The sequence below is a fragment of the Gammaproteobacteria bacterium (ex Lamellibrachia satsuma) genome, assembly GCA_019623805.1.
Taxonomy (GTDB): domain Bacteria; phylum Pseudomonadota; class Gammaproteobacteria; order Chromatiales; family Chromatiaceae; genus QGON01.
In genome coordinates, this window is record CP053680.1 from 2,842,790 (window position 1) to 2,861,621 (window position 18,832).

16 protein-coding genes and 1 CRISPR repeat array are annotated in these 18,832 nt (G+C 54.0%); of the genes, 7 read left to right on the top strand and 9 right to left on the bottom strand.

Annotated elements, in window-relative coordinates:
• Positions 1-714, bottom strand: coding sequence for a response regulator (locus tag HPY30_12510; GenBank protein ID QYZ66732.1), 714 nt, complete (start codon positions 712-714; stop codon positions 1-3).
• Between the two features lie 160 nt (positions 715-874).
• Here HPY30_12510 and HPY30_12515 point away from each other — a divergent pair, with 160 nt between their 5' ends.
• The 6 genes from HPY30_12515 (at position 875) to HPY30_12540 (ending at position 8,421) form a co-directional block, all read left to right on the top strand.
• Positions 875-2,008, top strand: a complete 1,134-nt coding sequence (locus tag HPY30_12515) for a 4Fe-4S dicluster domain-containing protein (protein ID QYZ66733.1) — start codon at positions 875-877, stop codon at positions 2,006-2,008.
• Positions 2,001-2,834, top strand: a complete 834-nt coding sequence (locus tag HPY30_12520) for an FAD/NAD(P)-binding protein (protein ID QYZ66734.1) — start codon at positions 2,001-2,003, stop codon at positions 2,832-2,834. The genes HPY30_12515 and HPY30_12520 overlap by 8 nt, the downstream gene beginning before the upstream one ends.
• Positions 2,835-3,335: 501 nt before the next feature.
• Entirely contained in the window at positions 3,336-4,133 is a 798-nt protein-coding gene (locus tag HPY30_12525) for a sulfhydrogenase subunit delta (protein QYZ66735.1), read from the top strand.
• A gap of 4 nt (positions 4,134-4,137) precedes the next feature.
• On the top strand, positions 4,138-5,436 hold the full coding sequence (locus HPY30_12530) for a Ni/Fe hydrogenase subunit alpha (GenBank protein ID QYZ66736.1): 1,299 nt from the start codon (positions 4,138-4,140) through the stop codon (positions 5,434-5,436).
• Positions 5,433-5,852 (top strand): hydrogenase maturation protease, encoded by a 420-nt coding sequence (locus HPY30_12535; GenBank protein QYZ66737.1) that lies wholly within the window; start codon positions 5,433-5,435, stop codon positions 5,850-5,852. Before HPY30_12530 ends, HPY30_12535 begins: the two co-directional genes overlap by 4 nt.
• A 193-nt stretch (positions 5,853-6,045) precedes the next feature.
• The gene (locus HPY30_12540; protein QYZ66738.1) at positions 6,046-8,421 is read left to right on the top strand and encodes an HDOD domain-containing protein; all 2,376 of its coding nucleotides are present in this window, start codon (positions 6,046-6,048) and stop codon (positions 8,419-8,421) included.
• A gap of 66 nt (positions 8,422-8,487) precedes the next feature.
• Here HPY30_12540 and HPY30_12545 read toward each other — a convergent pair whose 3' ends face one another.
• The 3 genes from HPY30_12545 to HPY30_12555 form a co-directional block, all read right to left on the bottom strand.
• A complete protein-coding gene (locus tag HPY30_12545; GenBank protein QYZ66739.1) occupies positions 8,488-9,465 on the bottom strand; it encodes a DUF3616 domain-containing protein in 978 nt (325 codons plus the stop codon).
• Between the two features lie 74 nt (positions 9,466-9,539).
• Positions 9,540-9,950: a hypothetical protein gene (locus HPY30_12550; protein ID QYZ66740.1), complete on the bottom strand. Its 411-nt coding sequence runs from the start codon at positions 9,948-9,950 to the stop codon at positions 9,540-9,542.
• A gap of 101 nt (positions 9,951-10,051) precedes the next feature.
• On the bottom strand, positions 10,052-11,740 hold the full coding sequence (locus HPY30_12555; protein QYZ66741.1) for a radical SAM protein: 1,689 nt from the start codon (positions 11,738-11,740) through the stop codon (positions 10,052-10,054).
• Positions 11,741-11,849: 109 nt separating this feature from the next.
• Here HPY30_12555 and HPY30_12560 point away from each other — a divergent pair, with 109 nt between their 5' ends.
• Positions 11,850-11,975 (top strand): hypothetical protein, encoded by a 126-nt coding sequence (locus HPY30_12560; GenBank protein QYZ66742.1) that lies wholly within the window; start codon positions 11,850-11,852, stop codon positions 11,973-11,975.
• Positions 11,976-12,105: 130 nt separating this feature from the next.
• Positions 12,106-16,107: direct repeats of the CRISPR family, unit length 29 nt; unit sequence CGGTTCATCCCCGCAGGTGCGGGGAACAC.
• 93 nt (positions 16,108-16,200) lie between these two features.
• Here HPY30_12560 and cas2 read toward each other — a convergent pair.
• The 5 genes from cas2 to cas6e all read right to left on the bottom strand — a co-directional run bounded on the left by cas2 (position 16,201) and on the right by cas6e (position 18,831).
• Complete coding sequence (cas2, locus tag HPY30_12565; protein QYZ66743.1) at positions 16,201-16,500, bottom strand: type I-E CRISPR-associated endoribonuclease Cas2; 300 nt, start codon at positions 16,498-16,500, stop codon at positions 16,201-16,203.
• Entirely contained in the window at positions 16,481-17,392 is a 912-nt protein-coding gene (gene cas1e / locus HPY30_12570) for a type I-E CRISPR-associated endonuclease Cas1 (GenBank protein ID QYZ66744.1), read from the bottom strand. Before cas1e ends, cas2 begins: the two co-directional genes overlap by 20 nt.
• A gap of 29 nt (positions 17,393-17,421) precedes the next feature.
• Complete coding sequence (locus HPY30_12575; GenBank protein ID QYZ68031.1) at positions 17,422-17,814, bottom strand: type II toxin-antitoxin system VapC family toxin; 393 nt, start codon at positions 17,812-17,814, stop codon at positions 17,422-17,424.
• Positions 17,801-18,070: an AbrB/MazE/SpoVT family DNA-binding domain-containing protein gene (locus HPY30_12580; protein QYZ66745.1), complete on the bottom strand. Its 270-nt coding sequence runs from the start codon at positions 18,068-18,070 to the stop codon at positions 17,801-17,803. The genes HPY30_12575 and HPY30_12580 overlap by 14 nt, the downstream gene beginning before the upstream one ends.
• Before the next feature lie 80 nt (positions 18,071-18,150).
• Positions 18,151-18,831 (bottom strand): type I-E CRISPR-associated protein Cas6/Cse3/CasE, encoded by a 681-nt coding sequence (cas6e, locus tag HPY30_12585; GenBank protein ID QYZ66746.1) that lies wholly within the window; start codon positions 18,829-18,831, stop codon positions 18,151-18,153.
• Between the last annotated feature and the right edge of the window lies 1 nt (position 18,832).

The window sequence follows — 18,832 nt, forward strand, 5'->3', positions numbered from 1 at the left end:
TTACTCCCAGGCGTCCGGTACAAAGAGGTAACCGCGGCGGCGTACCGTTTTGATGCGGCGGGGTGGTGACACATCGTCGTTCAACTTGCGGCGCAGGCGGGAGACGGCAATGTCGACCGAGCGGTCCAGCCCATCATATTCGATGCCGCGCCAGGCTTGCAGAATCGCGTCCCGGTTTAACGTGTTCCCAGCGCCGCTGGCGAGAATCAGCAGCAGATCGAATTCGCTGGTGGTGAGTTCCACGCTGTTTCCGTCAAGGGCGACGGAGCGGGAATGGGGATCGATGATCAGCCGGCCATGCCGGATATCCGACTTGCCGTTATCTTCCAGGGACGAAGAGGATTCGTTGGTACGACGCAGATGGGCGCGCAGCCGGGCCAGTAACAGACGGGGTTCTATCGGCTTGGTGATATAGTCGTCCGCCCCGAGTTCCAGGCCGACGATCTGGTCGATATCCTCATCACGGGCGGTCAGCATCAGGATGGGGTTGCGATAGTGTGGCCGAATCTCCCGGCAGATTGCGAATCCATCCATCCCCGGAAGCATGAGATCGAGGACCAACAGATCGGGAGGCGCATCGATGATGCGTGATACTGCGGCGTCGCCCCGGTGTTCCAGGTCGACCTCAAAGCCCTCTTTCTCCAGGTATTCCTGTACCAGGTGGGCGAAACGGTGATCGTCTTCAACCAGCAGGATGGTCTGTTTCCGGTTCATGCGCCAAGTATCTATCCTTTCTATCCCTCTTTTTGTAACAGAATGTTGTCATATCTTCACTAATTAGAGTTCCTAAGGCCCAGCACGGCCGTTTGTCAGCAGATCTGCGATTATTGGCTAAACTTTCAGGGGGAATAAGCCTTTGATTGGATAGCAGGATATGTCGGCTCAGCATATTGCAGCCCGTCGGCCCGGTTTTATGGAACGGGAGAGGTTGCAGGATTTTTTGGATGTTTTTCGTCTTTTGGGTTACCGAACGCTGGGTCCGGTGGTAGAGGAGGAGACGATTCAGTGGCGGGAAGTCGATACTATCGATGCCCTGCCCACAGGTGTCCAGGCGCGACAGGGTCCCGGTGAGTACCGCCTGGAAGAGCAGTCCGAAAATCGTCTGTTCGCCTGGAATCATGGACCTCAAGCCATCAAGCCGCTGCTATTTAGTGCCGAAGAGACACTCTGGCATGAAAGGCTCATGGCGGATGGGCAGGTGGACATAAAGCAGACCCTGCCCGAGGTTAAACCCACCGCGATTTTCGGTGTGAGGGCTTGTGATCTGGCGGCCCTGGCACTGCAGGACAGGCACTTTCTTTCACAGCAAAATCCCGATCCCCACTACAAGGCCCGGCGTGAAGCCCTCTTTCTCATAGGTATCGATTGCGCCTTTTCCGCGGCAACCTGTTTCTGTACCTCCACCGGTGATGGTCCCTCATTGGGCGAAGGTTTCGATATCGGCATGGCGGAACTGGACGACGGCTATCTTGTCTGGGGAGGCAGTGTAAAAGGCGGTGAGATTATTGGTGGGTTATCTCTCGAACCTGCAACCGAAGCACAGCTCAACAGTATGATTCAGGAGACGGACCGGGCGGCAGCGCAGCAGCACCGTTTTCTGCCGGGTGAGACAGAATTGAAACAGCTCTATGACAAACTGAATCATGGACATTGGGATGAGATCGGGGCGCGCTGCCTCAGCTGCGGCAACTGCACTGCAGTCTGTCCGACATGCTTCTGTTACTCAACGGGTTACCAGCGGACATTGGATGGGCAATCCGCAGAGATGAAACGTCAATGGGAGTCCTGTTTCAGTCAGACTCACAGCAGCATGGGACAGTTTATGCTGCGCAGGGAGACAGCGTTGCGTTACCGTCAATGGTTGACTCACAAACTGGCAGGTTGGCAGGAGCAGTATGGCCGCAGCGGGTGTGTCGGTTGTGGGCGTTGCATTACCTGGTGTCCTGTGGGTATAGACCTGACTCAGGCAGTGGCTGCCATACTGGACGGGGGGCTGGCCGATGTTTGATCCCCACCTGCCTCATTCTGCGGTAATTGACCAGCGGGTACAGGAGTCGCCCGGCATATTTTCCCTGCGGCTGCAGTATGTCGATACCCATGTGCAGGATATCTTTGAATTCCAGCCTGGGCAGTTCAACATGCTTTCGCTTTTTGGCGTAGGCGAAGTCCCGATCTCAATCGTCTCCGACCCGGACGACAGCCACTTCTTCGATCATACCATTCGTGTGGCGGGCAGGGTGACAGAGGCGATGAGCCGTCTGCAACCGGGTGATCGAGTGGGCATCCGGGGCCCATTCGGTCGCGGCTGGCCGATGGCGCAGGCTGAAGGTCAGGATGTGGTAGTGGTGACCGGGGGCTTGGGTTGTGCCCCATTGGTCTCGGTGATCCGTTACCTGCTGCGTCGGCGCGACCGGTTTGGAGATATCCATATCATGCAGGGTGTAAAACATGAGGATGATCTTATCTGGCGGCGACAGTATGAGACCTGGTCCCGGGAGCACGGTATCAATGTTCAACTGGCTGCTGATGTACCCGGCAAGGCGTGGCCCTGGCAGCAGGGGCTGGTAACCGAGCTGATAAACACCCTTGATCTCAATCTGGAGACGACCATATCCATGCTCTGCGGGCCCGAATTGATGATGCTGGCCGCCATTGCGCAACTGCGTGATATGGGATTGGCTGATCAGCAGATCTGGCTCAGCATGGAGCGGAATATGCAATGTGGTTTTGGACAGTGCGGGTGCTGTCAGGTGGGGCCGAAGTTTGTCTGTAAGGATGGGCCGGTTTTTTGTTATTCGGAGGTGGCGGACTTTTTGGGTGCCAAGGGTTTTTGATGTGTTTATTGTGTTGGTGTGAAGAGTATGTGTCGCTACGCGACGGTTTTTCTTAACGGGGCTTACTTGACACTGTCGTGGTTTTCTTTTGTCTCTGACAGCACGTTTTTCGTCCTGCTGGACGAGTCACTTTTCTTTTTCGTGAAAAGAAAAGTAACCAAAAGAAAGCACACCCGGCTGTCACGTCCTGCGGGCCACTGCGATGCTCAGAAAAGTCGGCGGGACCGGAACTCGCTACGCTCAAACAGCCGGTCCCTTCTCCCGACTTTTCCTGCGCTTCTCGCTCGTGACAGAAACGGGATTACCCACTAGCAGACACCTCGTAATTGGCTAGTGGGTGGCGTGATGGAGCAATGGTTTTGGTTACTTTTCCCGAAAGAAAAGTAACCTGCCGTAGGGGCGCGGAAGCCCCGTTAGAAAACCGTCGCGTAGCGACACAAAAACATCGGAATAACAGGAAACAGAAAACAGGAAAAGGCAAAATCAAAACAGACTGACAAAATGAATAAACCAAAACCAAAACTCGCCATACATAAATTCAGCTCCTGCGACGGCTGCCAACTCGCCCTGCTAAATCTTGGCGAAACCCTGCTCGAATTGCCTGAGTATGTCGACATTACCCACTTTGCCGAGGCCGGACCCAATAATCCCAACGCCAAAGTTGATATTGCACTTGTCGAAGGCAGTATATCTACTCCGGACGATATCGAAAGGATCAAGCAGGTCAGGGAGAATAGTGCGTATTTGATTGCTATCGGTGCTTGCGCCACCACTGGTGGCTTGCAGGCGCTGGCCAATCTTGCCGATCGTGATGCCTGGATGGCGGCGGTCTATGCACGACCGGACACTATCGAGACACTGAGTTCATCTACGTCTATTTCAGAGCATGTCAAAGTCGATCTGGAACTGCACGGCTGCCCGGTCAATTCACAGCAAGTGATCGCAGCCCTTGCCGACCTGCTTGCCGGAGTGAAACCGGTCAGTGAGCGACAGCCCCTCTGCATGGAGTGCAAACGCAAAGGCGTGGTCTGCACCATGGTGACAAAGGGTGAACCCTGCATGGGACCGGTGACGCGGGCGGGTTGTGGTGCGCTCTGCCCGAACCTGGGGCGGGCATGTTATAGCTGTTATGGACCTGCAGAGACGGTGAACGACGGTGCGCTGGCGTTACGTCTGCAATCGTTGGGATTGACCATTGAAGCCGTCGCACGGCGCTTCCTCTATATCACCAGCGGTGCACCGCTATTCAGAGATGCCGGTCTGCGGCTCAGACCGCCGCCTTTGGAGACAGATGAGTAAATCGATGGCGAGCAAACGAGAGATTCATATCAATGTCCCGGTGTTGACCCGCGTGGAGGGTGAAGGCGCTCTGGAGTTCGACGTCGTGCAAGGGGTCATCCAGAAACTGAACCTGCGTATCTTCGAGCCGCCCCGATTGTTTGAGAAGTTTGTCGAAGGCTACGAATATGATCAGGTCATCGACATGGTGGCGCGGATCTGCGGCATCTGTCCGGTTGCCTATCAGATGAGCGCTGTGCAGGCTTTTGAGCGGCTGTTTGGAATCGACCCCGGACCCTGGGTGCGGAATATGCGCCGGGTGATGTATTGCGGTGAGTGGTTGCAGAGCCATGCGCTGCATGTACATCTATTGGCAGCCCCCGATTTTTTCGGCTTCGACAATGCCATCGCCATGGCAGAGAAGCACCCTGAAGCAGTGCGCAGGGGATTGAGGCTGCAAGGATTGGGTAATGATCTGATCACCCTCTTCGGCGGCCGATCGGTGCATCCTGTGGGAGTGCGGGTGGGTGGTTTTTACAAAGCGCCTGCGCAAGCGGCAGTGGCTGATATGGTGAAGCAACTGGAAGAGGCGCTGCCCCAGGCGGAGGCGTTGGTGCGTTGGTGCGCCGAACTCGATTTTCCCTATGATGAACAGGCCTTCACCAGCGTCGCCCTGAGCGAACCGGGAGCGTATGCCATCGGCAGTGGCCGGTTGGTCTCGGGGCAGGGGCTGGATATCGACATCAGTCATTTCGAGAGCCATTTCGAGGAGTTTCAGGTGCCTCACTCCACTGCCTTGCATACACAGTTGGAGGGGCGGCCCTACCTTACCGGACCATTGGCGCGCCTCAATCTGAACTTTCGTCAACTGCCGAAACCTGTACGTGCGGTGATGGAGGATTGTGGCATCCATTTTCCAAGCCATAACATGTTCCACAGCATCCTGGCACGGGCGATTGAGATCCATCTCGTCATTTACGAAGCGTCACAACTGCTAAAAGCGTATCAGCGACCCGCCACACCGGCGGTTCAGGTCAGGCCGCGGGCAGGCACGGCTTTTGGCTGCACCGAAGCGCCTCGCGGTTTCCTTTGGCACCGTTATGATGTGGATGAGAGAGGGGATATTCGACGTGCCCGGATCGTTCCCCCCACCAGCCAGAACCAGGCGCGCATTGAACAGGATCTTTGCGCCTCTCTGGAAAGCTTTGGGCTTGACCATGACGATGATGAGTTGCGGCAAAGGGCGGAGCAGGTGATTCGCAACTACGATCCCTGCATCTCCTGCGCGACCCACTTTCTCAAGCTCAAAGTGTCTCGCCGTTGATACGCGTCATCGGTATAGGCTCGTCCTTCGGGGCTGACCAGTTGGGGTGGCTGGCACTTGAGGTGCTGGAAGAGGCAGCGATTCCCGACCTGGAATTGATCAGGCTGGATCGCCCCGGCAGCGGATTGCTGCGCTATTTTGAGGGTGTTGGAATAATCCTGCTTATCGATGCAGTCGAGGCTGGACTCGAACCAGGCGAGATAAAACTGCTGAATCCTGCTGACCTGTCACAGTTATCCTGTCTGACATCAAGTCATGGTTTTGGAGTGGCGGAAGCCCTCGCTTTGGCCGAAACACTGGAAACGCTACCTGCCGAATTGTGGGTGGCGGGGATAGGTGCTGGAAATGACCGTTCCAGCGTGCCGGATCTGAACAAACAGCAGTTACTCGACCTGCTGGCCCATCTTCCGTGCTAAGGGGTCGGAGTCAAACCGTCCACTCATACCGAATTACCCACCTGTCACCGTGCGGTTTGACTCCGACCCCCTCGGGAGGAACGTAGGGTGTGCCGTGCGCACCATTATTGCTCATCATTCCTGGACCAATTATTGCAACAGATTTCCTCCAGCTTGCCGCTAAATAAAAAAGATAACAAATACGGAGTTGGGAATGGCGCCGAAGACGATCGGGCGGTTCAAAATCGGCAAAAAACTGGGCTCGGGCAACCAGGGTACAGTCTACCTGTGTTCCGACACTGAACTGCAACGCCGGGTGGCGATCAAGCTGCTCAATAAATCCCTGCCGCAGGCGTCCTATCGCAGTGAAGCCCGCACCATGAGTAAGTTGCAGCACCCTAATATCGTCTCCATCTATGAAGCGGGTGAGCACAAGGGAACCCCTTTTCTGGTCTTCGAATATGTGGAGGGTCGACTGCTCTCCGATCTGATACGGGATGACGGGCTCGAACTGGCGCAGATACAGAATATCTTCCAGGGACTGCTTGCAGGTGTTAGCCGGGCACATCAGGCGGATATTGTCCATCGTGACCTCAAACCAACAAACATCATCATCAACGGTGAGCAGATGCCGAAGATAATGGATTTCGGTATTGCGAGGTTACTCTCAGGCGGCAAAGAGAAGGATGAAGTGCTGATTGGTTCACCCCGTTATATGGCACCGGAATACATCAGTAAGGGACAGGTTGGGCCGCAGGCGGATGTTTTTGCGTTGGGCCTGATCCTGGATGAGATGCTGACCGGCATGCCCGTATTCAACGGCCGCAACCAGCAGGTCGTCCTCGACAATATTTTGAATATGGAGGTAAAACCGCCCTCCCAGTTCAATGAGACGGTGGATGAGCGGTTAGATCGTTTCGTACTCAAGGCGTTGGAAAAAGACCCTGATGCCCGCTACGCGGATGCAGAGGATATGCTCAATGCCTTTGGTGGACTGCGCAAATCTCCCGTCGAGTCTGAAGCGGTTGGAGACGCGGGTCACGGTACGGTGGATTTTCTCCTGCGCCGGATGCGCCGCAAGAGTGATTTTCCGGCCCTCTCCCAGTCTGTGCGCAGCATCAATGCCATGGCCCAGGTCAGTGACAAGGATCTGAATCAGCTGGCCGGCGTCATCGTCAATGACTTTGCCCTCACCAACAAGATTCTGAAGGTGGTTAACTCTGCATTTTACGGCCGTTTTTCCGGCAAGATCGGCACTGTCTCCCGGGCGGTGGTAGTGCTTGGCATGCAGACAATCCGCTCCCTGGCAGCTTCATTGATCTTCTTTGAGCACCTGCAGGACAAAGAGCAGGCAGAACGGTTGCGGGAGATGATCTCCGCATCGCTGTTCAGTGCGACCCTTGCCAGCCAGGTCGCCAAAGATATCGACAGCCAGGCGTTCGAAGAGTATTTCCTCGCCGCTATGTTGCATGATCTTGGTAAAATTCTGATCGCCTTCTATTTGCATGATGAGAGTCGTGAGATAGAACGGATGATGCAGCAGGAGTCGAAATCTGCGGTGCAGGCGGAACATGCCGTGCTGGGAGTGACCTTTGAACAAGTGGGAATAGAGATCGCCAAACAGTGGAACTTTCCCAAAGGGCTGACGGCATCCATGGAAAGTTGGAATGATGACAGGAAACCCGCCACGGTTAACGAACGCCGGCGGATGGTGGCAGCCTTCTCCAGGGATACTACGCAGGTAATGGCAGAACAGGGTCTGGATGACAAAACAGCGGTTACGACACTGTTGCAGAAGTACAAGGAGGGACTCGGCCTCGATCGCCGCAAGTTCAAGCGTCTGGCAGATCAGGCCCTGGAAGAGTTTCAGGAATTCAGTAAGGTGCTCTCCAAAGACATCTCTCAGTCATTTGTAAAAAAGATCAGTGGAGATGGTGCGGTACAGCAGAAGGCGGAAAAGCGTGCCGCAGCCAAAGCTAAATCAGCAGCGAAAGATGGCCTCGGGGAGACGCAGATCCTGAACGGAGAGTCTGCTGATACCGCCTCTGAAACAGCAGATACGGAAGCCTTCACAACCCCAGAAGATGCCGAAGCGCTATTGATGGATGGCTTACAGGAGGTAACCGGTATGCTGGTGGGTCAACATAGCGTCTCTGAGGTTTTCAACGTGGTGCTGGAAACCATGTATCGTTCCATGGGTTTTCAACGCGTCCTGTTGGCACTGCATGATCGCAGTAAAGGAGAGATGGCAGGCCGCATAGGTTTTGGTGATGACGTGGATGATTTCGTCAAGCAGTTCAGATTTCCCATTAAATACAGCGTGGATGTCTTTCACGGAGTGATCAAAAATGCGGTGGATGTTTACATCGCCGATACCAGTGATAAAAAGATGCAGGCCGATATTCCAGACTGGTACAAGCGTATTTCCGATGCAGGTTCCTTTCTGCTCTTCCCCCTGGTGGTGAACAAGCGGACGCTTGGGCTTATCTATGCCGACCATCCCAATTCCAACGGTGTAGAGATAGATGCCAAGAAACTCAACCTGCTGAAGTCGCTGCGTAACCAGATCATACTGGCGGTTAGATCTTGAGATTACACTGGCTATTGGCTCTACCGGCTCCAGGGTTTCTGGAGCAGACATCCTATCTGTTGCGACTTACAGTCGATGCAGGAAATTCCTGTATCGCTCCGGCTCTACAATCCAGTATCGTCCAGGCCTCCCGGAAGATAACCCTTCCGGCTTTTTACCATCATCACTGACGATCAGGAGCGTTTGCTCACCTCCATCGAGTGTTATCAGAGCGATGCCTTCCGGCTGAACCACAATTCCATTTTCCTCGATCGGAAAAAAGCAGTGGATCGGCTCAGGTTCATGATTCTTGCTCCCCTTCCAATACCACAATAAGAATTTTGCTTTGTCATTGGAATAGGGACATTTGAATTTTTCATCTCCATTAATCGACTTTCCGCTGACGATCAGATACCCCTTGTTATCTGCCATACAGGTCATGGCGCGAATGCCGCCCCCTCCCAATTTCAAGGCGTAAATATTTTCTTTGTTTTCATTGATTTTAATGGCAGATGCATCCGTTTCAAAGGCACCGAGTAGCCCCTCGGTAGACACGACGAAGGCTTTGCCACCCATGGTGGGACCACGCAATCCGATGAGCAATTCTTTCTTATCTTTGTGTATCGCAAGGCCTTCAATATTGAATTTCTCTCTGGAAAAATCTGAACTGTTTAGCTTTGGAAACGCTGTTAGTAAAATCTGTTTGATGCGTTTTTTAAGTTCATAGTCTCCGTTGGCGGCTATTGGCTGTGAACTGAAACCATCTGCATCCATCTGAAAGCGGATGAGATGCCTTATTTTCGGGTCACTAGCAGAATAGGAGGTGATGGCATACATATACTCCCCCAACAGGACTACCCCTTCCAGGTCATCGACTTTCGGCATGTTAGGAGGAGACTGAAGATGCTTCGCAGTTAGAGCGCCAGATGCATGGGCCAATAGATAGAATGCTGTGTCCGGACTGGAATCACTTACGGCTAGGAATCGATCCTTTTCCAGCTCGGTAATTCCAGAGGGTTCGGTTAGGATATCCGTGCCGATGAATTCCTGAAATTGAAGGCTCACACGCTTCTCCTCATCATTTCCTACAAAAAGTAGCCAGCATTGATGTCTCTTCTAAGTGACCTTAATAGTTAATGCTATTCCACAATGATAGGATAGTTTGGAGTAGGGTTAAGCGGACACGAATAGACATATTTTCCTGGTTTCAGGATGATTTGATAACTTTTTGTACTCCCTGTAGTCAAGCCGCCACCTGATACACTGGGTAAAGTTATCTGTTGAAGACCAGTCCCTCGCAACCAAAAGCCCAGCGGATACGGGACATTCTTATTCGTAATCCGAAAATTATATTTGCCCGGTTTGAGTTTCATCGGCTTAACTGATTTGAGGCGTTCAATCCAGCTTTTTTCATTGATTTTTTTGCAATCATTTTCGCCTGTTGTTTGAAAGTGATGATCTTTCTCTTCCGGTTCTAAAAATTGGCATCCCGTTTGAGTCAATTCAATAATATTTGTTTCTTTATTTGCAGCTGTAACGGATTTTGCCATCCCCAATTCTGTTGTGATCCATATGCATAACATACAACAGATTCGAGCAGTTATTCTTGAATATCCCATAACATCTCCGTTTTTAAGTTATAAAATATATCTTAAATATTTGATATCCGGCCAGAAGAGTCTTCACTTATGGGGGTGATTGCTTGATCCACGTATTTAAAGCGATTTGGGTCGGTCCAGATTCGCTTCAGCATAAGGCGCAGCCGGATGTAGGTTGGTATTGCTTTTCCCATGGTAAACAGGGTTTCCTTGACGAATTTGGGATAAAAAACCACAGCAGGTTCGACCGGGAACGTTGGCCGCCTGTCTTTCCGGAACTTCAGACGCAGAAAGCCGCCTTCCAGGGGGTGGACATGGAATACTCGTTTGAATTCGCGGTAGAACAGCAAGCGATGGAGCGTCGTGAGTTTCTTGTTGCTGCGCATAGCAACCATGCGCTTGAAGATAGTCTCCATGTGGTCGAAGGTGTAGAAATGATCCCAGACCGCCTTGTAGGCCTCCTTCCATTCCGCATCAGACAGTGTCGGATGCTTGGTGACCATATGGTTCAGGTCGTACTTGTTTAAATCCGGGTCCATCCATTCGCCTTTTTGATACATTGCTTGATGGTCCTCGCAGCCTGGCAGAGGCGTCAGGACGGTGAAATAGATATGGTCAATTGCCAGTTCGCGCTTAATGGTTTCGACGTCTTCCAATAAAGACTCTTTTGTATCGCCGGGAAAGCCGACGATGTAGCCGGCACAGATAACAACGGGGTACTGCTTCCATGCCAGAATCTGTTCTTTATAGCCGGATATTATGTTCTGCCGCTTTTTAACAGCGAGCAGATTTTCCGTATTGATGTTTTCCAAGCCGATAAAGATTTGGTCTACTCCAGCTTTACAGCATTTTTCAACAAAGCCGTGAATCTTATGACAAAGCGTATCTATCTGGATGGAGAAGCGTACTTCAATACCCTCTTGTTCACGTAGATCGATGACGCGATCCAGACAGGCTTCCCAATTTTTATTACGGGCAAAATTATCGTCGGTGAGAAAGAAACTGTGCACACCGATTTTATGATTCTCCCGGATGATGCGCTCAAGATCGTCTGCACCGCGGAAACGGCTTTTCCTGCCCTGGACGTTAATGATGGTGCAGAAGGAGCACTTGAAAGGGCAGCCACGACCCAAGTCAAAACTGCTGTAGGTTCCGTACGTGTGTTCTACCTGTTCACGGGGAAGGAAAGGGATCGGCTCGTCAGGCAAACCTGGCAAGTCTTCCAGATAGTTGTAGATCGGTTTCACAGTCCCTTTGTATGCATCAATAAGAAGCTTATCCAGGCGTTGCCCTTCCGCTTCACCTGCGAAGAAGCTGATGCCCAGGTTTTGCGCGTCGACCATGTCTTTTGGCATCTCGTCCAACATAGAAAAACAGCCGGAGACATGGAAGCCGCCAATACAAACCGGGATATCCTGGGCCAGGAACGGCAAAGATAAATCAATTGCGCGAGGAAACTGGTTCGACTGCACACCCACCATACCGACCAGTGCCATGCCGCCGTCGCGCTTGATCATAGCAATCAGCGCCTCCGTGTTTACCCTGCTGTTGTATTCATCAATGGCGTGCAGGCGAATCTCGACATGTTCACCGAGTACGTGCCGGTCCTTGCAACTTTGCGACAGGCCATAAACGCATGCCAATGAGTTGGACGGAATTAAGGATTTAAGCCATTGGATCGGATAGCCATCGTCATCGTAATGCGTTGGCTTGATCATTATGAAATGGAATATCTCTTGCACCTTCACTCCGTAGACGCGGTGGTTACCTGGAAATAACGTTTAGGTAACTGGAAGAAAAAACTGTAGATTCAGTACTTTAATCATTTTCTGGGGCCAAAGGCAAATATGTTTGCCACAACGTATCAACCAATGCGGCTCCGAGACACAGTGCCACCACACCCGGTTCCGGTGGCGTTGGCCCGACGGGTTCGTCTGCCCAGAGTGCGGGCATGTCGGCTACTGTGGAATTGCCTGATACAGTCACTATCAGTGCACCATCAGACATCGGTGATCAGCGGTTTTATTTGTTAGTACACCAAGCTGCCGCTAACGACATGGTTTGGCATTCAGTATCCTCGCCATTGTCTATACAGAACTGCCTATGACGGTTCATCCCCGCAGGTGCGGGGAACACAGAGCACAAGATGGCAGCTATAAGGGCTGGTACGGTTCATCCCCGCAGGTGCGGGGAACACGCCATCAGACACGCCGACCAGCGCCGCCCCTACGGTTCATCCCCGCAGGTGCGGGGAACACAACAGCCCTTCCATGCGCTTTAGGAATTCCGTCGGTTCATCCCCGCAGGTGCGGGGAACACTAGCAGGCGGCGGGCCATAATCGGGGCGCTATCAGGTTCATCCCCGCAGGTGCGGGGAACACACCTTCCCGCTGTAGTGGATACGCTTTACTACCGGTTCATCCCCGCAGGTGCGGGGAACACCTCCCCATAGGTCGAGTTTATTGCCTATGGGACGGTTCATCCCCGCAGGTGCGGGGAACACGCAGCTTTTGCGGTGTCATACCAGGATATAGTCGGTTCATCCCCGCAGGTGCGGGGAACACTATTTGCCATGATCTTCCTGGGAATATTCAAATCGGTTCATCCCCGCAGGTGCGGGGAACACTGATTTTCTATACGATGAGGATCATCCACCCCCGGTTCATCCCCGCAGGTGCGGGGAACACCAACGATCCGAACATTAAATTCCGCCCTGACGCGGTTCATCCCCGCAGGTGCGGGGAACACGCCGTCAGATTGTAGGTAGACAACCAGTTGGCCGGTTCATCCCCGCAGGTGCGGGGAACACGGCGTAGTCTGTTTTGCTCTTAATTACCTGATCGGTTCATCCCCGCAGGTGCGGGGAACACCCGTCTATATCAAGCCCATCCAGGCAAAATATCGGTTCATCCCCGCAGGTGCGGGGAACACCGCCTCAGACTCAAGCACAGCAAGAGTTAAGGCGGTTCATCCCCGCAGGTGCGGGGAACACGTCAGGGCGTTGGCAGAAGGCAAGATCGATACCGGTTCATCCCCGCAGGTGCGGGGAACACTTCCTGAGCACTCATGCTTTTTTGCTCAATGTCGGTTCATCCCCGCAGGTGCGGGGAACACCTCGCAAGCGTCGACCGGGCAATGTCCCTCGCCGGTTCATCCCCGCAGGTGCGGGGAACACTGCCGTCCGCACCGTGCGCTTTCTTGTTCCGTCGGTTCATCCCCGCAGGTGCGGGGAACACGACCGGCGCAAACGGGCAGAAAACATTGTGGACGGTTCATCCCCGCAGGTGCGGGGAACACAAAGTCAGATACATGCTATCCATAGTTGTCTCCGGTTCATCCCCGCAGGTGCGGGGAACACTTCCGTCCAGGGTAACGGTCATAGTTGGATGTGCGGTTCATCCCCGCAGGTGCGGGGAACACGACAGTTTCCGCACCCGGAATCGTCACCGACTCGGTTCATCCCCGCAGGTGCGGGGAACACTGATACTAGGCATTGCGCTGATCGCTGTAGGGCGGTTCATCCCCGCAGGTGCGGGGAACACTGTGGGATAGCACGGAACGCATCTATTAGTGACGGTTCATCCCCGCAGGTGCGGGGAACACTTCAAGCAATGGGGCGCCTGGGGTTCTGACGGCGGTTCATCCCCGCAGGTGCGGGGAACACAATGGCGAGCGAAGCGAAGTCCAATTTGAATGACGGTTCATCCCCGCAGGTGCGGGGAACACTCCGTCAAGATAGCCAACTACAACGGTATCGTGCGGTTCATCCCCGCAGGTGCGGGGAACACAGATGGGGCAGAAGTTCCGCGCACCAATCCAGTCGGTTCATCCCCGCAGGTGCGGGGAACACAACCCTTTTTTCAACTAATTGTTAATCCTGATCGGTTCATCCCCGCAGGTGCGGGGAACACATTCTGGAACGACACCCGGAATACAGTGCAACCGGTTCATCCCCGCAGGTGCGGGGAACACCCCTGGAACCCGCGAAAACACTGGGTTTTTAACGGTTCATCCCCGCAGGTGCGGGGAACACCCCTGGAACCCGCGGAAACACTGGGTTTTTAACGGTTCATCCCCGCAGGTGCGGGGAACACACGATTTAACCCCATCAACATGATAAAAATTAACGGTTCATCCCCGCAGGTGCGGGGAACACCTATAGGGTTCAAGTCAACGAAAAATCAGACACGGTTCATCCCCGCAGGTGCGGGGAACACCACGCCCCACCAGCCGTCGCCCTCTTCCAGTTCGGTTCATCCCCGCAGGTGCGGGGAACACAGCACTGTCCAGCCGCCACCAAAATTATGATCCGGTTCATCCCCGCAGGTGCGGGGAACACCGTACAGTTATTGACAGAACTCCAAGTAGGGGCGGTTCATCCCCGCAGGTGCGGGGAACACTATCTACCACCCCGGCCACGATCTGCCCAAGGCGGTTCATCCCCGCAGGTGCGGGGAACACTTATGAATGGTTTTGCTCGGTTGTAAATGCGGCGGTTCATCCCCGCAGGTGCGGGGAACACCAAAGCTAAACTGGTCCCGAGGATATAATTATCGGTTCATCCCCGCAGGTGCGGGGAACACGGCGATGTTCACCACATTGACTGACGAGTAAACGGTTCATCCCCGCAGGTGCGGGGAACACTGTTCTTTGCGCGGTAGTGGCGGATAAACCGGCGGTTCATCCCCGCAGGTGCGGGGAACACGTCAGGTGTATGGCGTACCTGTCGGAGATATTCGGTTCATCCCCGCAGGTGCGGGGAACACGGTTCTCTTCACTGCCCACTGCGGTGCCCTTCAGGTTCATCCCCGCAGGTGCGGGGAACACGTTATCCGTGCGGCTGGTCAGGAACTCGCTGACGGTTCATCCCCGCAGGTGCGGGGAACACACCGGCAGAATGCCAATGATACCCCACAGTTTGGGTTCATCCCCGCAGGTGCGGGGAACACGCGAGGTGACGGTTGGTGATGGGGCCTAAAGCCGGTTCATCCCCGCAGGTGCGGGGAACACAGGCTCTTTATGGCCCGAGCGCATCAATGGCGCGGTTCATCCCCGCAGGTGCGGGGAACACGTCAGGAATCTGGACCTGTGAACTATGACCGCAGGTTCATCCCCGCAGGTGCGGGGAACACGCTGATGCAGGCGCGGCAACTGAAAGCCCAACCGGTTCATCCCCGCAGGTGCGGGGAACACCAAGACCGGCGTTTATGAGAAAGGTGGAGAGCCGGTTCATCCCCGCAGGTGCGGGGAACACTCAGGACCATGACCCGGGCGTTTACGTCGCCGCGGTTCATCCCCGCAGGTGCGGGGAACACACCATCGACCTGTCAGCCGGTGGCAGCATCAACGGTTCATCCCCGCAGGTGCGGGGAACACAGTAATTTTTACGGTCTTCACTCATGTGTAAACGGTTCATCCCCGCAGGTGCGGGGAACACGAAAGGCCTTCGTTATAGGCATCCATCATTCCCGGTTCATCCCCGCAGGTGCGGGGAACACTGTTGCTCGATCACCCACATTAGCTAATCCAGCGGTTCATCCCCGCAGGTGCGGGGAACACTGTGCCGTCCCAGTTGAAGTCGTTAAGTTTTCCGGTTCATCCCCGCAGGTGCGGGGAACACTTAGGCTCATCAAAATCTAAACAAACAATTATCGGTTCATCCCCGCAGGTGCGGGGAACACTGAAGCTCATTTTCGTTTCCTCTTGGTTTCGGCGGTTCATCCCCGCAGGTGCGGGGAACACTTTACCCATACACCTTGCCTAACAAACTCAGGCGGTTCATCCCCGCAGGTGCGGGGAACACGGGCGGTATTTCTGTCCACCCTGTCGGGTATCCCGGTTCATCCCCGCAGGTGCGGGGAACACGCCATATTCCCATTCCTCATAGCGCAGCCATTCGGTTCATCCCCGCAGGTGCGGGGAACACTGTGTTCGCTTTCCGGCAATCCTCTTATATTCCGGTTCATCCCCGCAGGTGCGGGGAACACCAATGCCGTCGTGATGTGACCGCAGGCTGAATCGGTTCATCCCCGCAGGTGCGGGGAACACGCGGGCGTCACTGTCGTGGCGGACACCCTGCACGGTTCATCCCCGCAGGTGCGGGGAACACACTAATTCTATCTATTTGATAATTAATGGCAAATTCACTATAGGTTTTTCTACCAACCTATTTGGCCTTATTTGAGACACTAAATCCAAATTGTTAAAGAGCATCTTTATCCTCCTTTTCGGGAAGAAAGGAGACCAGTCGGATCCCGTCGAAGTCGACGGGGATTCTCCGGTTGGTGCCGAGTGTTTTGAAGTCGTAACCTGATTCTGTATTGGTGTTCCAGGCCATGATGGCATTGCCATCTTCGAGCCCTTGCTCGGTCTGTTCCCAGATGAAATCGCGGAGTTTTGCGGAGGGATTGCCGACATAGACGCCTGCCCGGACTTCCACCAGCCAGATTGCGAGTCGTCCACGCAGCCTGGATGGGATACTTTCAGTGGCGATGACCAACATCTCCGATTCCTTTTTCTTCTGGTATGGCGATGGGCTGGGCGTCTTTCGGTGGCTCCGGTGGTTCAATTTCACCGGCTGCCAGGACCTCTTCGATAGCAGGGATGATCTTTCCGAGTATCTTTTGTTGCCGGAACATATCGCGACAGGCGAGCCGGACGCGACGTTCCGGTTGCAGAGGGGCTTTTGCTGCGACTTGAAAAGCAACAGGCACGACGCTATCGAATTTGAACAGATCCGCTATGTCATAGACGAAGGAGAGGGGTTTGCCTGTATGGATGAAGCCAACGGCTGGCGCGTAACCGGCTGCAAGCACTGCGGCTTCGGTAATGCCATAGAGACAGGCAGTGGCAGCGCTGAGGCAGAGATTCGGTAGGTCGGATTTGTCCCAGTCGGTGCGGTCGTAGTTTCGGCCCTTCCACTGAATGCCGTGGCGTTTGGCGAGCAGTTGGTAGGTCTTTCTGACTCTGGCCCCCTCGATACCGCGTAGCTGTTCAACGCTGCGTTTGGTGGGGGGAGCCTCCCCAAAACGGAATTCATACATCTTGCGCACGACCTTGAGACGGGTCATTTCATCTAACGCGAGTTTTGCCTGATAGAGCAGTCGGTCGGACCTTGCCCCTCCAGGTTGGCCTGAGGCATAGAGCCGCACACCGGCCTCGCCGACCCAGACCAGCAAGGTTCCTACCCGCGCTGCCAGTGCGGCAGCCCGATGGGAGACGCGGGTGCCGGGTTCGAGCATCAGGCAGGCGACGCTGCCGATGGGGATGTGAGTACGGACGCCGGTCTTGTCGAGGACGACGAAGGCGCCGTCCAGCACGTCGATCTCGCCTTTTTCGATGAACAGCATGGAGATCCTTTCCTTCATTGCGATGGGTTTGAGGGGTGGGAGCATGGCGGCTTCTCTACTGAACTGATCCCGGATTAATCCAATAGTTTGACCTGGCAACTCGTATGCAGGGTATTTCGTATCAGTTTCTGGTCGAATGTGGCGAATTGGCGTGTTGTAGTGGCTGAAATAGCGAGATGCAGCGCATCGGCAAAATCCATGTTGTTCCGCAGGCCTTGCAGGGCCAGGGATAAGTCATCCGGTCTGTCGATCGTAACTTGCTCAAGTCCCGCCAGTTTTTCCAGAGCGTCAGCTATCTGCGCAGGTTTGAATCTGTAGGCAAAACGCAGAACCCATTCAAGTTCCAGAATAACCGTGTTTGGGATGAATATCTGATTCCCATCGAACAGTGACAGTGCTGTCTGGTACTGGCTTTCGTCGTCCCGGGTCAGTAAGCGAACCACAACATTGGTATCAACGCCGATCATCTTTTTTGGCACTTTCCATGGCCCCTTGCGCTATTGCCGCTTCCAACTCTTCCAATGATTTTGTTTTACCGCTGTATGGGAGGCATCCGGCTACGCTCGTTATATTGGTCTTCTTAAAAGGTCGTTTTTCTTTCAGTACCAAGCCATCTTCCGAGTCGATAACTTCCAGTTCCTGGCCTTCATGCCAATGGTGCTTGTCACGAATGGACTTTGGAATAACTACCTGACCTTTGCTTGATAAGCGGGTAGAACTCATAAGTGCCCCTCGGGTAAGAATCAAGTAAGATTATAGAATAGTCGGGGATAGCGTGATATTCAAATTGGAATCTCCAGGGATTAAATCCGGCGTACCAGAAGCAGGCCGCAGCCGAGTCCCTTGGCTGGGCCAATGCCTTGGGTCAGCAGTGTTAGAAAGATTTCTGGATCGGCGATTGTCAGCGTACCGCTAAGGTCGAGGCTGCTGTAGCTTATGGCCGCTTTCTGGTTTCGTTTGCTCTCTGTATGCTGTTGATAGTGCTCCGCTGTAATACAGTTCAATTGGGCTCCAGTACGTTCCAGGCGGGGTGCGAGCCATTGTTCACCTGCCTGTTGCCAGATGGCTGCCTGATGAGGTCTCTTGGCAGGTGATTGCTCGCGCCAGCCGGTTTTCGTTTTGATGTCCATGACCAGATCATGTCGCTGACGCTTGCCGCTGTGGGCATTTTTTCGTGAGACTACGGGGTTTGCACGTAGACTGAAGGCTAGTTTCTGGCCTGTCTGTAATTTTGGGTGATAGTCGCGCTGGTCTATTTGCCAGACTCCGCTGCGATCAACAGGCTGGCGGTTTGATAGCAGATAAAATTGTGGCCAGCCATTGTTGTCGGTGCGGCGAAAAAGAAAGTCGCGTTTTGCTTCAGGGTTGTCATCAAAAAGACGCCACAGTTGCTGATGCTCGGAATAACTGCTCTGTTGGCAGAGCTGTTGCGCCAAGCTGCGGGTATCGGTATCCGTACGTAATCGTAAGCGGCTGAAATACATG

Bases quoted from the DNA above. Each gene is read 5' to 3' on its own strand.
- HPY30_12510 (QYZ66732.1), bottom strand. From the start codon at position 714: ATGAACCGGAAACAGACCATCCTGCTGGTTGAAGACGATCACCGTTTC.
- HPY30_12515 (QYZ66733.1), top strand. From the start codon at position 875: ATGTCGGCTCAGCATATTGCAGCCCGTCGGCCCGGTTTTATGGAACGG.
- HPY30_12520 (QYZ66734.1), top strand. From the start codon at position 2,001: ATGTTTGATCCCCACCTGCCTCATTCTGCGGTAATTGACCAGCGGGTA.
- HPY30_12525 (QYZ66735.1), top strand. From the start codon at position 3,336: ATGAATAAACCAAAACCAAAACTCGCCATACATAAATTCAGCTCCTGC.
- HPY30_12530 (QYZ66736.1), top strand. From the start codon at position 4,138: ATGGCGAGCAAACGAGAGATTCATATCAATGTCCCGGTGTTGACCCGC.
- HPY30_12540 (QYZ66738.1), top strand. From the start codon at position 6,046: ATGGCGCCGAAGACGATCGGGCGGTTCAAAATCGGCAAAAAACTGGGC.
- HPY30_12550 (QYZ66740.1), bottom strand. From the start codon at position 9,950: ATGGCAAAATCCGTTACAGCTGCAAATAAAGAAACAAATATTATTGAA.
- cas2 (QYZ66743.1), bottom strand. From the start codon at position 16,500: ATGTTGGTCATCGCCACTGAAAGTATCCCATCCAGGCTGCGTGGACGA.
- cas1e (QYZ66744.1), bottom strand. From the start codon at position 17,392: ATGCTCCCACCCCTCAAACCCATCGCAATGAAGGAAAGGATCTCCATG.
- HPY30_12575 (QYZ68031.1), bottom strand. From the start codon at position 17,814: ATGATCGGCGTTGATACCAATGTTGTGGTTCGCTTACTGACCCGGGAC.
- HPY30_12580 (QYZ66745.1), bottom strand. From the start codon at position 18,070: ATGAGTTCTACCCGCTTATCAAGCAAAGGTCAGGTAGTTATTCCAAAG.
- cas6e (QYZ66746.1), bottom strand. From the start codon at position 18,831: ATGTATTTCAGCCGCTTACGATTACGTACGGATACCGATACCCGCAGC.